At 56.0% G+C, this 14680-nt stretch carries 13 protein-coding genes; 4 read left to right on the forward strand and 9 right to left on the reverse strand.

Annotated features, from left to right (window positions below; translation table 11 throughout):
• Window positions 1-281: 281 nt before the first annotated feature.
• Window positions 282-1178: a PhzF family phenazine biosynthesis protein gene (locus tag AC27IT_RS03675; RefSeq protein ID WP_026557788.1), complete on the reverse strand. Its 897-nt coding sequence runs from the start codon at window positions 1176-1178 to the stop codon at window positions 282-284.
• Between the two features lie 131 nt (window positions 1179-1309).
• Between AC27IT_RS03675 and AC27IT_RS03680 the strand changes: the two genes are divergently transcribed.
• From AC27IT_RS03680 to AC27IT_RS03695, 4 genes are all read left to right on the forward strand, one after another.
• Complete coding sequence (locus AC27IT_RS03680) at window positions 1310-2182, forward strand: LysR family transcriptional regulator (protein ID WP_026557787.1); 873 nt, start codon at window positions 1310-1312, stop codon at window positions 2180-2182.
• An 18-nt stretch (window positions 2183-2200) separates the two neighbouring features.
• Complete coding sequence (locus AC27IT_RS03685; RefSeq protein ID WP_122952538.1) at window positions 2201-2578, forward strand: DUF3899 domain-containing protein; 378 nt, start codon at window positions 2201-2203, stop codon at window positions 2576-2578.
• Window positions 2579-2860: 282 nt separating this feature from the next.
• The gene (locus tag AC27IT_RS03690) at window positions 2861-3400 is read left to right on the forward strand and encodes an RNA polymerase sigma factor (protein WP_005833729.1); all 540 of its coding nucleotides are present in this window, start codon (window positions 2861-2863) and stop codon (window positions 3398-3400) included.
• Window positions 3384-4451, forward strand: coding sequence for a hypothetical protein (locus AC27IT_RS03695; RefSeq protein WP_283858996.1), 1068 nt, complete (start codon window positions 3384-3386; stop codon window positions 4449-4451). Before AC27IT_RS03690 ends, AC27IT_RS03695 begins: the two co-directional genes overlap by 17 nt.
• 52 nt (window positions 4452-4503) lie before the next feature.
• On the opposite strand, the gene AC27IT_RS03700 is transcribed toward AC27IT_RS03695, so the two are convergent.
• From AC27IT_RS03700 to AC27IT_RS03735, 8 genes are all read right to left on the reverse strand, one after another.
• A complete protein-coding gene (locus tag AC27IT_RS03700) occupies window positions 4504-5247 on the reverse strand; it encodes a suppressor of fused domain protein (protein ID WP_026557785.1) in 744 nt (247 codons plus the stop codon).
• Window positions 5248-5493: 246 nt separating this feature from the next.
• Entirely contained in the window at window positions 5494-6444 is a 951-nt protein-coding gene (locus AC27IT_RS03705) for an ABC transporter ATP-binding protein (RefSeq protein ID WP_005833735.1), read from the reverse strand.
• A complete protein-coding gene (locus tag AC27IT_RS03710; protein ID WP_327921039.1) occupies window positions 6441-7463 on the reverse strand; it encodes an ABC transporter ATP-binding protein in 1023 nt (340 codons plus the stop codon). Before AC27IT_RS03710 ends, AC27IT_RS03705 begins: the two co-directional genes overlap by 4 nt.
• Window positions 7464-7486: 23 nt before the next feature.
• Entirely contained in the window at window positions 7487-8422 is a 936-nt protein-coding gene (locus AC27IT_RS03715) for an ABC transporter permease (RefSeq protein WP_206699011.1), read from the reverse strand.
• A 9-nt stretch (window positions 8423-8431) separates the two neighbouring features.
• Window positions 8432-9364, reverse strand: coding sequence for an ABC transporter permease (locus AC27IT_RS03720; protein WP_005833739.1), 933 nt, complete (start codon window positions 9362-9364; stop codon window positions 8432-8434).
• Between the two features lie 15 nt (window positions 9365-9379).
• Window positions 9380-10816, reverse strand: a complete 1437-nt coding sequence (gene pepV, locus AC27IT_RS03725) for a dipeptidase PepV (RefSeq protein WP_340673222.1) — start codon at window positions 10814-10816, stop codon at window positions 9380-9382.
• Window positions 10813-12888, reverse strand: a complete 2076-nt coding sequence (locus tag AC27IT_RS03730) for a sigma-54 interaction domain-containing protein (protein WP_197186402.1) — start codon at window positions 12886-12888, stop codon at window positions 10813-10815. The genes pepV and AC27IT_RS03730 overlap by 4 nt, the downstream gene beginning before the upstream one ends.
• Before the next feature lie 74 nt (window positions 12889-12962).
• Window positions 12963-14636 carry a peptide ABC transporter substrate-binding protein gene (locus AC27IT_RS03735; RefSeq protein WP_005833744.1) on the reverse strand — a complete coding sequence of 558 codons (1674 nt, stop codon included), beginning with the start codon at window positions 14634-14636 and terminating at the stop codon, window positions 12963-12965.
• Between the last annotated feature and the right edge of the window lie 44 nt (window positions 14637-14680).

A 14680-nucleotide genomic window follows, 5' to 3' on the forward strand; every position in this document is an offset into this window, starting at 1 on the left:
CCTTATCTTTCTTAGTTTTCATTTGCCTGCTCGTATGCTTCGCAAGTCAGCCAGCCTGTCCCTTTCGGAAGCCCCCCTCTCTTCCTGCCACAGTTTCAACAATGCAACAAAAATAGTAAAATATTCCTAAAAACACACAGATTGAATTATAATGAATTACTAAAATTGGTTCAATATCATTTTATTTGTTCTTTTCCCTCTTTTTTCAAAAAAGCGCTCAACTCCAACAAAAAAAACGCCCCTGGCCCCAGGAACGTCTTTTCCACTCGCTTTTCTTTTCCCTACACGCGCATAAGTCCCGCAATCGTCACGTGCGCCGCGCCCGCCACGCGAACAACCGGGTCCTGCCCAGTCGTGTCTACCGTCACGTACAACGTTCCCGGACGGTCGATGGCGTGGCCTTGGCCGATGACCAAATGATGCTGTTCCCCGGCAGGAAGCAGCTTTTCCAGCGCCAGATAACCTGCCAACGCGCCGTTCGCGGCTCCTGTAACCGGGTCTTCCATAATTCCGATCGCCGGAGCGAAGTCGCGGGTGTACAAGTCGAATCCGCTGGACGCATCCGTCGTGAAAAGGTGCGTCGTTGTGATTCCGTGCTGTTTGTTCAGGTTGCCCAATTCGGCGAACAAAGGCTCGGCCTGGTCGATCGCCGCGCGGCTGCGGACGGGCACGAGCAGGTGCACGCCGCCAGTCGAGGCGAGCTTCAGCGGGTAGCGCTCGTCCAGATCGTCAGGGGCGATGCCGACCATCCGCGCGACGGCTGCGCGATCGAGCGCGATTTCTTTGACCGACGGCTTGATTTGCGTCATCTGCACCCGTTGCAGCTTGCCCTCCGCCGTTTCCAGCTCGACCGGAATCAGCCCTACATTTGTTTCAAAGACGATGCGGCTGCTTTTGGCAAGCCAGCCCAGCTCGGTGGCGAGCACCCACGAAGAGGCCACTGTCGCATGGCCGCAAAAGTCGATTTCGACGGTCGGCGAAAAATAGCGGATGCGAAAATCTGCCTCGGGGTGCTCGGCCGGCTGCAAAAAGGCCGACTCAGGAAGATTCAACTCATTGGCAATCTTCTGCATTTGCGGTAAAGTCAAAGTACCTGCATCCGGAACCACGCCTGCCGGGTTTCCCGCAAATGGTTCTCGGGTAAATGCGTCAACATGATAGACACGTATGTTTTTCATTCGCTTCCTCTCCCCTTTTCACCTGTGATCGCAGCTCTTGCTTCTCATCTTAGTCGGGAGAGCCGGACTTGTAAAATGAAGCTTTGGCATGTCAGACATGATAAAAACTTCATGGAAGGACGCCGGCCTTGATGACGCTGTTTCAAATGGAAGTACTCATTGCGGTCATGAACACGGGCAACTTCACCCGCGCCGGGGAGCAAATCGGCCTCAGCCAGTCGGGCGTAAGCCACACGATCCGCTCTCTCGAAAAAGAGCTCGGCATCTCCCTGTTCATCCGCGAGCGCGGCGGAGTCAGGCTGACCGCTACAGGCGAGCAAATCGCCGCCTCGGCCCGGATTGTGCTGAACCAGGTCAGCCAGATGAAGCGAATCGCGGCAGAAGCGAACGGCGGCTCTCTGTCCGGGACGATTCGCATCGGGGCGTTTCCGAGCGTCTCCGTCCAGATGTTGCCCCGGCTGTTGAAGGCGCTGCACGGCTCCTATCCCGAGCTGGACACGCGGCTGTTTGAAGGCAGCTACCAGGAGATCAAAGAGTGGCTGCGCACAGGCGTCGTAGACGTTGGCTTTCTTCCCTGGCCAGATGATGAGCTGGAAGGCGTCTTGCTTTTGCACGACCCTTTGCTGGCCGTCCTGCCTGTCGGCCACTCGCTTGCGGCAGCCAAGGAGCTTGCGCTGTCCCAGTTGGCGGCTGAGCCGTTCATCATGCCGATGGCGGGCTGTGAAGCTCTGATCGGCTCGGCTTTTGCCGCCGCTAATTTGACGCCAAATGTCGCCTATGAGGTGGCGGACAACGCTACCATTCTCGCCATGGTCGAAGCCGGCGTAGGAGTGACGGTCGTGCCCGCGCTTACTTTGCCCGAGCCGCTTTCGTCCGTAGCCGCACGCGAGCTCTCGCCGCCTTTGAAACGCGAAATCGGCGTCGCCGTCCGCTCCTTGCGCGATGCCTCGCCAGCCGTCCACGCTTTTATCCAACTGGCCCAGCGCTTTTCTACCCTATCGTAAAAAGGACGTGCACTCACCTTGAAAAAATGGCCTGTACTCATTGTTGTTCTTGCTGTCGTCAGCAGCTTCGCGCTCGGCTTGAGCTTCCAGTCGCCTGCCTTGCTGCCCTACATCAACCAGAGCTTTCTGTTCGGCCTCGTCCTGTTGATGGCCGGATGTGCTGTCGTCGTGACCCGCTCCGGTTTTTTCACCATCTTTCTGCGCGGCTTCCAGCAGTTGAAAAGCTTCTTTTTCCGCAAGCCACGGCTGATGGACAGCGATCTGGTGCGGGGAGACGACCCCGTTTTTGCGCAAAAAAAAGAAGCGGCCATGCGAGCGGCAACGACCCTGTTTCTCTCCTCCGGGACCGGAATGATCGTATTTTCGTTGGTGCTTACCTGTTTCTACTATTTATAAACAGCGTTTGGCTACGGGGGAAGGACCGCTCGATGGCGAGTGGGAAAAAGATTTTCCCCAGCAAAAAAGACGTCCGCGCTTTTCGCGACGTCCCAGGCTGTCGATCAAGTCGGCAGCCTTTTTGCTTTGGCACTTGGCGGGGACTCGCCAGCTACTGCCCGATTTTGCTGCGATCTGACCGATTTGACGGCCCCGTTTCGGAACTCTCCCATTTTTTTATGCGGGAACTGAAAGATTGCCCGCAGCTTATCCGTCTTTACAGTGTCAAGGAGGTGGAACACATTGGATGAGCGTACGGGCGCCCGCATCGAGCAATGGTTTCACGCATACAGCCAGGACGTCTATCGCTTTCTCGTCTACTATACCGGACGAACCGATATTGACGATCTGGTTCAGGAGACTTTTGTTCGTGCGCTGAAAGCTGTGCAACGGCGAGCGGAGATGATTGAGAATCCAAAAACGTGGCTGTTTGCCGTTGCGCGAAATGTAGCGATTGATGAAAGGCGCCGAGCCAAACTAATCGACTGGCTGCCAGATGTCTTTTTGCAGCATCTCGTTTCCCGCGATAAAACACCGGAAGAGTCACTGGAGCTAAGCGAAAACAAACGTCTGCTGTACGAGATACTCAATCAGTTGAAGCGTTCGTATCGGGACGTTTTGATCCTGCGCGGAATCAAAGGTTTGTCGAGTAAGGAGACGGCGGAGGTTTTAGGATGGACCGAAGCCAAGGTCAATCTCACTATGCACAGAGCAATGAAGGCAATTCAAAATAACATGCATGTTTCCATTGCGGAGGTGATGCACGATGCCATCACGAGATGAGCAGATCATCCTGGAAGAGCTGAATCAATTCCCGCAGCCCAGCCTGTCCCGGGAACGAAGCCAGGCGATCCTAGAAGGTGTGCGCGAAGCAGGAGGTCGACTGGAAAAAGTGAACAAACGAAAAAGGTATTACGGCTGGATGGCAAACGGGCTGATTACTTGCGGCTTGCTGCTCGGTTTTTTCTGGTTGCAACCATTTTCCGCTCCGGTTGAACAGGCGGGCCATGCAGCTTTGACTCCCGAGGAGCAAACGTATTTTGCCGCTGCGCAAAAAGCCGTGCAAACAGCGAGCGGCATTGCGAAAACCTTTCCTTTTGCCGAGCTTGAAAAAGAAGCGGAATACACGATTGTGCGCGCGAAAGATTACGCAGCCATCGTGACGTTCCAGCCTGGCACGACAGAAGTTCGCACGGTCTCCGCCCAATTTGCGCTCAACGAATTGACGCCGTCCCAGCAAAAATATGCAGAAACGGCACAGCAGGCATTCCAGGAAGCTTCCCAGCAGGTTCACCTGCAAACAGCCCAGTTTTTCAAAAGCACGGGGGTGCACTATTTTTCCTTTCCGCTAGCGGACCAACAGTACGTCACCGTCGATCTTGCCACAAACAGAGTGGTTGACTTCCGCTTGCATTACAACCCGAAAGACGTAGATCCAAAAGTAGTCTCTATCGCGAAAACAGCCTTGCAGCGTTTCGCCAACGACAGCCACCTGTCCTTTTCCCAGGCCGAAAAACGGTCAGACAAAAGCGAAGAGATGTGGCTGCTCAGCAATGAACAAGGGCGCTATTCGGTGACAATCGGCGCGAAAACGGGGCAAGTGTACAAAGTGACCCATGTAACCGATGACTATCACATCAAAGCGCGCGATGAAGCCATTCCCGTGACCAAGGAGCTGATCCAAGCCATTTTTGGCGTGGACGTCAGCGGATATACGGCGCACGGCGGCAAAGACTGGGGCGGCTATGTGCTGCGAAGCCCGGGGAAACCAAGCTTCTCCATTCTCCTGCACGATCTCGATGCAGGCAATCTTTATCAAATCAGCATGGATTAAAAACGCGAGAAAGCTACGGACCCAAAACCACGGTCGGCAGCTTTCTCTTGTTTTACTTGCACGTATTTGCTCTGTTCGGGTTTAAAATGAGCGCGTCATCGCCCAGGGCAAACAGTTTTTCCAACAACGCATCCATGCCGTACTCCAGCTTGTACTCCATCTCTTCCTTATATAAAGGAAGCAAGAAGAAAGCGTGAATCCTCGTTCCGTCTTTTGCCGAAATGACGCTGACTTCCTCGGACAACTGAAACAAAATCACGCCGTTTAAGCCTGTCCCATCCGCATACGGCTCATAGTTCTCGTAGTTCGGAATCGTGTGCCCGTACCCCAGCCACGTATTGTACTGGTGCGGAAACCGCGCCATTTGCTTCATCAGCCGGATCGGCCAGTAGTTGTTTTCATCCTGCAGCGACTCTTCTGTCAGTTCCCAGGAGCCGGGCAAAAACATCATCACTTCCGCCCGATCGACCACCTCTTCCATCTGCTCCTGAATCTCATCCGGAATCGTCATCGGCAAATCGCTCATCCCGTTTGTGTACAACACCCAAAACGGCTCTTCTTCCGTAGGGCTCATCACGTTCACGTCAATATGGATAGTATCGGAAATAATCTCGTGAAAAACACTGCTGTCTCTGCCTGCAAACACCGCTTCAAAGTGGGTCACGATCTCTTCCACGTATTGCATCGGGGCGGGCGGTTCAGAAGTGGCTTGCTGGTTGTAGGTGTATATCGCCGTGCCGTCCTTTGCCTTTTCTTTGCTTTCCACACCGCCAAACAGCTTTTTGAAAAAATTCATGGCAGGTCCTCGCTCTCTTCCTGTTTTCCGTTACATCGGCAGTTTTGGCTGGTTTCGGGAGCGGGGAGCAGTGATTGGCCGATCGCTCCCCCACTTTCCTTTCAGCCCAGATCACTTTACTATATGTAAAAAAATAACTATTGTAAATAGCTAGACATAGATGCGCTATCTCTCGCCCTTCACCACCAGCATGCGCAAAAGGACGCCCTTTTGACGAGGCGTCCTTCCCGAGTCTTTCCTTTTTCCTTATGCTTCGATCAAGTGGCACGCTACCCAATGTCCGCGCTCCGCCTCCAGCCACTTCGGCTCCTCCTCGGCGCAACGCGCGGTGGCGAGCGGGCAGCGCGTGCGGAAGCCGCAGCCGCTCGGCTTGTTCGCCGGGCTTGGCAAGTCGCCTTGCAGCACGATCCGCTCGCGCTTCACCGTCGGATCGGGGACAGGCACAGAGGAAAGCAGCGCCTGCGTGTACGGGTGGAGCGGCCGGGCGTACAGCTCGTTGCTCGCCGCCAGCTCGACCATTTTGCCCAAGTACATTACGCCGATCCGGTTGGAAATGTGCTTGACCATGGACAGGTCGTGGGCGATGAACAAATACGTAAGCCCGCGATCATGCTGCAAATCTTCCAGCAAATTGACGACTTGCGCCTGGATCGAGACATCCAGCGCCGAGATCGGTTCGTCCGCGATGATGAACTGCGGCTCGACGGCGAGCGCACGGGCAATGCCGATCCGCTGGCGCTGGCCTCCGCTGAACTCGTGCGGGAACCGCTGGGCGTGGTCTTTGTGCAGGCCGACCAGTTGAAGCAGCTCTGAGACGCGCTCCCGGCGCGAGCCTTTGGCGAGTCCATGAATGTCCAGCCCCTCGGCAATGATATCCTCGACCGTCATCCGCGGATTGAGGCTCGCCTGCGGGTCCTGGAAAATCATCTGGACATCGCGATTGAACTGGCCCACCTCTTTGCCGCGCAGTTGGTGGACGTTTTTCCCGCGGAACAGCACTTCTCCTGCCGTATTCTCATACAGCCGGATGATCGTCCGCCCCAGCGTGGATTTGCCGCAGCCGCTCTCGCCGACCAGGCCGAGCGTCTCGCCTTTTTGAATCGTAAAAGACACGCCATCTACCGCTTTCAGGTCAAAGCCAGGCCCGATGGAAAAATGCTTTTTCAAATCGCGTACATCAACTAACGCTTCTGTCATACTCCCTGCCTCCCTGCGGCGACCAATTCCTCGATGCGCGGCGCCCGCGGATCGTGCAGCCAGCAAGACGCCTGATGGCCGCACCCGAAGTCGGTTGTGACAGGCATCTGCTGGTCGCATATTTCCATGGCAAAATCACAGCGTGCCGCAAACGGGCAGCCTTTTGGCGGATCAAACAAATCCGGCGGAGTTCCCTCAATCGGCACCAGCCGTTGCTTTTCTCCCTCGTCCAGCCGCGGCAGGGAGCGCATCAGGCCCCATGTGTACGGATGGCGCGGATTGGCGAACACGTCCTCGACCGTTCCGGTCTCCACGACCATGCCCGCGTACATAACGACCATCCGGTGCGCGATTTCCGCCACGACGCCGAGGTCGTGCGTAATGATGACGACAGACAGCTCCTGCTCCGCCTGCAGCCGCTTCAGCAAATCGAGAATTTGCGCCTGAATCGTCACGTCGAGCGCTGTAGTCGGCTCGTCGGCGATTACGAGGCGCGGCTGGCAGGCGAGCGCAATCGCGATCACGACACGCTGGCGCATACCGCCGCTGAACTGGTGCGGGTACTGGTCGATCCGCTTTTCCGGGTCTGGAATGCCGACCAGTCTGAGCATCTCGACGGCGCGCTGGCGCGCTTCCTCGCGCGTGACCTTCTGGCTGCGCACGAACCCTTCCACGATTTGCGCTCCGACCTTCATCGTCGGGTTGAGCGCCGTCATCGGGTCCTGGAACACCATCCCGATCTGCGTGCCGCGAATGCCCAGCAGTTCTTTTTTCTCAAGCCCGCTGATTTCCTGTCCGTCGAAAACGATGCTCCCTCCGACGATTTTGCCTGGCGGGTTGGGGATCAGTCCCATGATCGCTTGTGCGGTGACGCTCTTCCCGCAGCCGCTCTCTCCCACGATGGCGACCGTCTCTCCTTTGTCTACGTGAAAGGAGACGCCGCGCACCGCCTGCACCTCGCCACCGTAAGTCTTGAAGTTGACGCGCAGGTTGTCGATCATAAGCAGATGCTGATTCATCGTCATTTCCTCTCCCTCCCTCATCAGTCGCGCAGGCGCGGATCGAGCGCATCCTGCAAGCCGTCGCCAAATACGTTAAAAGCGAACATCACAAGCGAGATCATGAGCGCCGGGAAAAACAACCGCCACCAGTCTCCGGTCAAAATGACGCCCAGCCCGTCGTTGGTCATCGTCCCCCAGCTCGCCACAGGCGCTTGCACGCCCAGTCCCAAAAAGCTCAAAAACGACTCGGCAAAAATCGCGGACGGAATGGTAAAGGTCAAGTTTACGATAATGACGCCAAACGTGTTCGGAATCAAATGCTTAAGCAAAATCCGGTTGAATTTGGCCCCGAGCACTTGCGCAGCCAAAATGAACTCCTGGTTTTTCAACTGCAAAATTTGCCCGCGCACGAGCCGCGCCATCCCGACCCAGCCGGTGGCCGACAGCGCGATGATGATCGTCAACATGCCCGGCTCCATGACCACCATCAGCAAAATGACGACCAACAAATACGGCAAGCCGTACAGCACTTCAATGATGCGCATGATGATCGTGTCGATGCGGTCGCCGCGTTTGCCGCGCCCGGCCATGTAGCCGGCGATCCCGCCGACCGTCACCCCGATGACGAGGTCGATCAGCGCAGCGACTACCCCGATCGTCAAGGAAATTCTCGCTCCGTACCACGTCCGGGCGAACATGTCCCGGCCGAGTTCATCGGTGCCAAACCAGTGCTCTGACGACACGGGCTGATTTTTCGTCAGCAGGCTTTGATCCGAGTAGCTGTACGGGACGAGGCTCGGTCCGATAATCGCCATCGCCACGAGCGCGACGATAATGAACAGCCCGAGCATTGCCAGCTTGTTTTTCGCCAGCTTGCGGATGACTTGCTGTCCGTTGCTCAGGCTCGGCCGGGCAATGACGTTCGCCTGCACATTTTTGGTCAGCGGCCGAAATAACGGGTCTACTCTTTGTTCCATCGCCACAGGCTATCTCTCCTTGTTGGTCAGCTTGATACGCGGGTCGATCAGCGTATATGCGATATCGATCAAAAAAATCGTCACGATCAAAATCGCGCTGTAAAAAATGGTCGTCCCCAAAATGACGGGATAATCGCGGTTAAAAATGCCGTCTACGAAATATTTCCCGATGCCGGGAATCGCAAAAATTTTCTCGACGACAAACGTTCCGGTAATCAAGGAAGCGATCAACGGGCCGAGAAACGTCACGACAGGCAAAATCGCGTTGCGGATTCCGTGGCGCAGCACGATGATGAACATCGGAATGCCTTTCGCTTCCGCTGTGCGGATGTAGTTCTGGTTCATCACTTCAATCATGCTGGCCCGCATATACCGCGTAATGACGGCGACCGGACCAAACGCGAGGGCGAGCGACGGCAGCACGGTATGCATCCACGTGCCCCATGTCGCCACCGGAAAAACCGGGAGCTTGATCGCAAAAAAGTTGATGAGCAGCGGCGCCATAATAAAGCTCGGAATCGCTACCCCGAGTACTGCCAGGGCCATCGCCACGTAATCCAGCCACTTGTTGCGGTTGAGCGCCGCCACGATGCCAAACGTGATCCCGAACACGAGCGCAATCAGGATCGCTTGCGCCCCCAGCCAGGCCGAAGCGCCAAAGCCGTCGGCGATCATGTCATTGACGCCGCGCGAGTCCGACTTGATCGACGGCCCCAGATCGAGCAGCAGCAAGTTTTTCAAATAGAGCACGTATTGGACGGGCAACGGCTGATCGAGATTGTACTTTGCCCGCAGGTTGTTCAAAATCTGCTCCGGCAACTGATCCGACTCGGAGGCGAACGGATTTCCCGGAATGGCATGCATCAAGGAAAAAGTCAGCGTCACGATGATCCAAAGCGTGACGATCATCATCAAAACGCGTTTCACCAGGTAGTTTGACATGGAGTTCCTCCTCGTTTATCTGGCCAGCTCGTAAATGGCGTGGGCGTATATCGCCATCGCCCGCAGCAGGTCGTCGATCTCGACGTATTCATCGATCAGGTGCGCAGTCGATTCCTTGCCTGGAAACAACGGTCCGAAAGCTACGCCATACGGCATGATTTTCGCGTAAGTCGCACCGCCGGACGACAGCAGCGTAGCGGGCTGGCCTGTATGCTCCTCGTACACCTTGGACAAGGTTTGAATGACAGGGTGGTCTTTCGGCACGTAGTGCGACTTCGAGGTGCGCAGACTATCAATCGTCCAGCCCAGCTCCGCTACCCGTTTTTTCAGCTTTTCCACGTACTCCTCACAGGAGATAGTCGCGGGATAGCGGATGTTCAGGCGAACGCTGCCCCCGTCCGTCTCGCTGTAGCGCAAAATCCCTGCGTTGACGGTCAGCTTGCCGGATACGTCGTCCTCGCAAGCGAGCTGCAAACGTTGCCCGTAATAGTCTTCGTGAATAATGTCTGACAAGAGCGAAAGAAACGAAGAGGCAGAACCTTCAAACGACCGCTCCCGCAAGAAACAGGCGAGCAGCGTTCCCGCGTTGACGCCTTCTTCTGGCGCCATGCCATGCGCGGGCTTTCCGGCCACGGTGAACTTCAGCCTGTCTGGCGCAAGCTGCTCCATCCGCCCGCTTGTCGCTTTTTCCTGCAAAAACTGTTCCCACTGCGACGCAAGCTGCGCCAAAGCGAGCTGCTCCCCAGCCGCAGCCCCGAGGCAAACGACAGCCTCCGCCTTGTCCGGCACGCTGTTTCCTTGATCGCCGGAAACAAACGACAGGAGCCGCAAGCGATCCTCCCCGTCTGCACTCGCTTGCGTGGGAGCGATGGTGAGGGTCGGGTTGATCTGGCCTTTTTCCGCATGGGTCATCGGAAAGGACGAATCCGGCGAAAAGCCGATCGGCGGCACGCGGTCGTGCTCCATGAAGTGCTTCATGCACAGCCAGCCGCTCTCTTCGTCTGTCCCGATAATCAGCCGCACCCGTTTTGTGAGCGCCAGCCCGGAATCGCGCACCAGCCGAAGCGCATAGTAGGCGGCCAGAGCCGGCCCTTTGTCGTCGAGCGCCCCTCTGGCGTACAGGCGGCCATCGCGAATGGTCGGCTCAAAGGGCGGAGTCGTCCAGCCCTCGCCAACGGTGACGACGTCGATATGGACGAGCACGCCGACTTCCTCTTCGCCGTCGCCAAGCTCAATCGTGCCCGCGTAGCCGTCGAGATTTTTCGTCCAAAAGCCGTCCTGCGCCCCGCGCGCAAGCAGCGACTCCAGCGCCGCCGCCACCCCTTCCCCGAACGGCTTGCCTGCGGTTGCGGTCGTCATATCTTCAATGCTGTTGATCGAAAGAAATGCCTTCACGTCTTCGACAAACGCTGCTTTTTGTAACAACGCCTGCTCTTTCCAGTACTCGCTCATTTTTGTCCACCTGCTTTCCTCTGCTGCAGGAAGGCCAGAAACGATTCGCCCTTGGCGGAAATCTGGCTTCCCTGCCTTCCTTTTCCTACATGGATCAGCTCGTCTTGCTGCATGAGCTTCAAGCGGTAGCGAAGCTGTTGCGACGAAAGCGCCACACCGCGCTCGCCAAGCTGCTCCATCAAGGAGTAACGGCCGCCGCTGCCCGCTCCCAGCTCCTGCAAAATCGCGATGATCTCCTGCAAAAAGCCTCGCCGCGCGTACTCGGCGCGTATCGGCTCGAACCATTCCTCCAGCCCGTCTGTTGCCAGCGGCACTTCCGGCACTTCGCTTAAAAACGGCAAATGATGCACATACGCTTCTTCCTCGACGACATGCGCCAAATACTCGATGACGTTTTCCAGCTCGCGAATGTTGCCGGGCCAATCGTACTCCACCAGCGCCTTCATCGCTTCGCGCGTCAGGGTGAACGGCGGGCGCCGCAAGTCGAGCGAGTATTTTTTCACAAACTGCTGCACCAGCCACGGGATGTCCTCCCTGCGCTTGCGCAGCGGCGGCAAATGAATCGGCAAGATGTTCAGCCGGTAGTACAAATCCGCGCGGAAGGAGCCTTCCGCCACCATTTTCTGCAAGTCCTGGTTGGTGGCTGCGACGACGCGAATGTCCGTCGGAATGACTTTGCTGCCTCCGACGCGCATGATCTGGCGCTCCTGCAACACCCGCAGCAGCCGATTTTGAATCGCCCCGCTGGCATCGCCAATCTCATCGAGAAAAATCGTTCCTTTGTGGGCCAGCTCAAACCAGCCGATATGGCCGCCTTTTCGCGCCCCCGTAAACGCTCCTTCCTCGTAGCCGAACAGCTCGCTTTCCAAAAGCGATTCGGAAATCGCCGCGAAGTTGACGCCGACAAACGGTTCGCGCCTGCGCGGGGAGGCGTTGTGGATAGCCTGGGCGAGCAATTCCTTTCCGGTTCCCGTCTCGCCGAGCAAAAGCACCGTCGAATTGCTCCGGGCAATTTTTTTGGCGATCTGGATCACCTTTTGCACAGAGGGGCTCTCGCCGTAAATATCCTCGAACTGGTATTTGGCAACCAGCCCTTTGCTGTACAGGCGCAGGCGGTAATCGTGCTCCAGCTTTTCGATTTCCGCCGCCTTGCGGAACAAGATCAGGCTCCCCAAAAAGCTGCCCTCCATGACAATGTGCATCTTGCGGAAAAAGTAGGTTTTGTTCGCCCAATCTACCAGCACGTCCTCGTTTTCTTCACACTGCCGGATCAGCTCGTAAAAGTCAGACGGAAGACAGTCGGCTGCGCGCTCTCCTACCGCTTGCCTGCCTTCCAGGTGCAGCGACTCGATCGCTTTTTGATTGATGAAGCGAATCCGTTCCTTTTCATCAAAAGCGATGATCGCATCCTCGATCCGGTTGACGATCGCTTCCAAGTATTTGCTCAAAAGGTGCGCATGCTGAATCTCGTTGTTCAGCTCTTTCGTGATGTAGACCAAAGATTGCATGGCTCGCGCCGTCACCTTTTGGAAATTTCCACTGTCAAAATGCGAGTAGATGGCCATCCAGGTGGACAGGTCAATAATCCGGAACCCGATGTCGACCACTTTGCGGATGTTCGGCGGGACGTGCTCCGCTTCGCCAGGCGTGACCGCGATTTCGATATCTGCCGGGTATTCCGCCCCCGGGTAATACGGGTACAGCTCGAAATCCATGCCCGACGCCCGCAGCAAATCCACGTTTTCCTCGGCGGTTTCCTTCGTATCGCTGACCAGAAGCACCTTGACTCCCTTCGGAATTTCCAGCATGCCGCGCAAATTGTGATACGGCAGCATGCGCTTGGCGATGAGAATGCCGGAATCGCCAGGCAGGTACGGTTCTACCAGCGGCACGATGCTTTTCGTGGACACCACCACCAAAGCCCCCGGTGTAATCGGTCGAAACGGAAGCTGATCGACGCGGATCGCTTCCACATGGATGTCTTCAGATATCCCCAATTCGTGGCATTGACTGACGACGGATTGCAGAAACTCGTCCATTTTCGCAACAAACGTAATCGTTTTTTTCGCCATGACACTCGCTCCAAGATGTAGTGTGAAGACAAGAGCACAAGATTCCCTTGCGCTCCTGTCTTTCGTCTATTCTACTATTTCTTTCCGATCTCTACCCATTTGTAGTCAAGTGTCCCTACTGGATGGCGAATGATGCCTTTCACATTCGGCTGGTCCATGAATACTTTTGTGCTGAAATAGATTGGCACAAGCGGCATGTCTTCCATAAAGATTTTTTCTGCGTCGTGCATCAGCTTGAAGCGCTCGGTTTCGTTTGCGGTGTTGCGGATTTTTTCTACCAGGGCGTCGTACTCTTTGTTGCTGTAGTTGATGCGGTTTCCAGGGTGATCGGTGACGAACAGCTCCAGGTAGTTGACCGGATCGCCGTAATCGGCCGGAATGGTGGAACGGGAGAATTGCAGCTTGCGAGCGCGCTGCTCATCGAGGAAAACTTTCCACTCTTTGTTTTCCAGCTTCACGTCTACGCCGAGGTTTTTCTTGTACATTTCTTGCAAAACTTGCGCGATAGCTTTGTGCGCGTCGCTCGTGTTGTAGGTCATGGTTACAGGCGGCAAAGTTGTCCAGCCTTCCTCTTCCATCCCTTTTTTCAACAGGGCTTTTGCCTGTTCAATGTCGTTGTCCTTGATGAAATCTCCGCCTTTTTCGCGGAAGTCTCCGCCTTCCGGCTCAGGGAAGCCGAATGGCACGTGCGCGAGTGCTGGTGCCTGCTTGCCTTGGACTACGTTGTCGATCAGCGTCTGGCGGTCGATTGCCAGGGCGAACGCTTTGCGGATGTTGACGTTGTTAAACGGCGGCATTTCGGTGTTCATCCGGTAGTAGTAGATGGCTGCCTCGGATTCTACTTTCGCTTCGCCGGAGTCGATCAGCTTTTTCTTCAGGTCGTTCGGCACAGTCTGGATCATGTCCAACTGTCCTGTCGAGTACATCTGGTATTGCGTGTTCTCGTCGTTGACCATTACCCAGTCGATCCCCGCGTATTTGACGGAGTCGCGATCCCAGTAGCCGTCGTTTTTCACCAGCTTGACGGACTGGTCATGCACCCAGTCTTCCATTTTGAACGGGCCGTTGGTCACGATGCTCGAAGCGTTCTCAGCCCATTTCGGATTGCTTTCCACGACTTTTTTGTTCACCGGGAAGAAGGTCGGCTGCGTGAGGATGTGCAGGAAGAAGCCTGCCGGCGCTTTCAGATGCACTTCCAGCGTCTTTTCGTCCACCGCTTTTACTTTCACGCCGTCTGCGGTTCCGGTTCCTTTGTTGTACTCTTCCGCGCCCTCGATGTAATACGCGAGGAAGGCAGACGGGAACGCGTTGTTCGGGTCGACGATGCGCTTGAAGGCGAACTCGAAGTCTTGCGCAGTAACCGGATCGCCATTGGACCATTTGCTGTCGCGCAGCGTAAACGTGTACGTCTTCCCGTCTTCGCTCACGGACCATTTTTCCGCCATGGCAGGCTGTGGCTTGTGGTCTTTGTCCAGACGTGCCAGACCTTCCATCGTCGCGTTCAGCACTTCATTGGAGGTGCTGTCGAAGCCTTTTGGCGGATCGAGGGATGGTGGTTCTGTCTTCAGATTGAGCTTCAGCCGCGCTGTCGCGTCAGCTTGTCCACCCGCATCGCCTGTTGGCTGGGCGGCAGGAGCAGTTCCTTCTCCCGTCTTAGCCGGAGCTGCCGACTGGCTACAACCTGTCACGGCCAGAACCGCGACAAGAGCCGCCGTGCTGAGCAGCTTCCATCCTTTTTGCAACTTCATTTGGTGTGACCCCCTTCTTCTTTTGCAAAATCTTTATAGATAAA

Source organism: Brevibacillus sp. YAE8, from assembly GCF_057543335.1.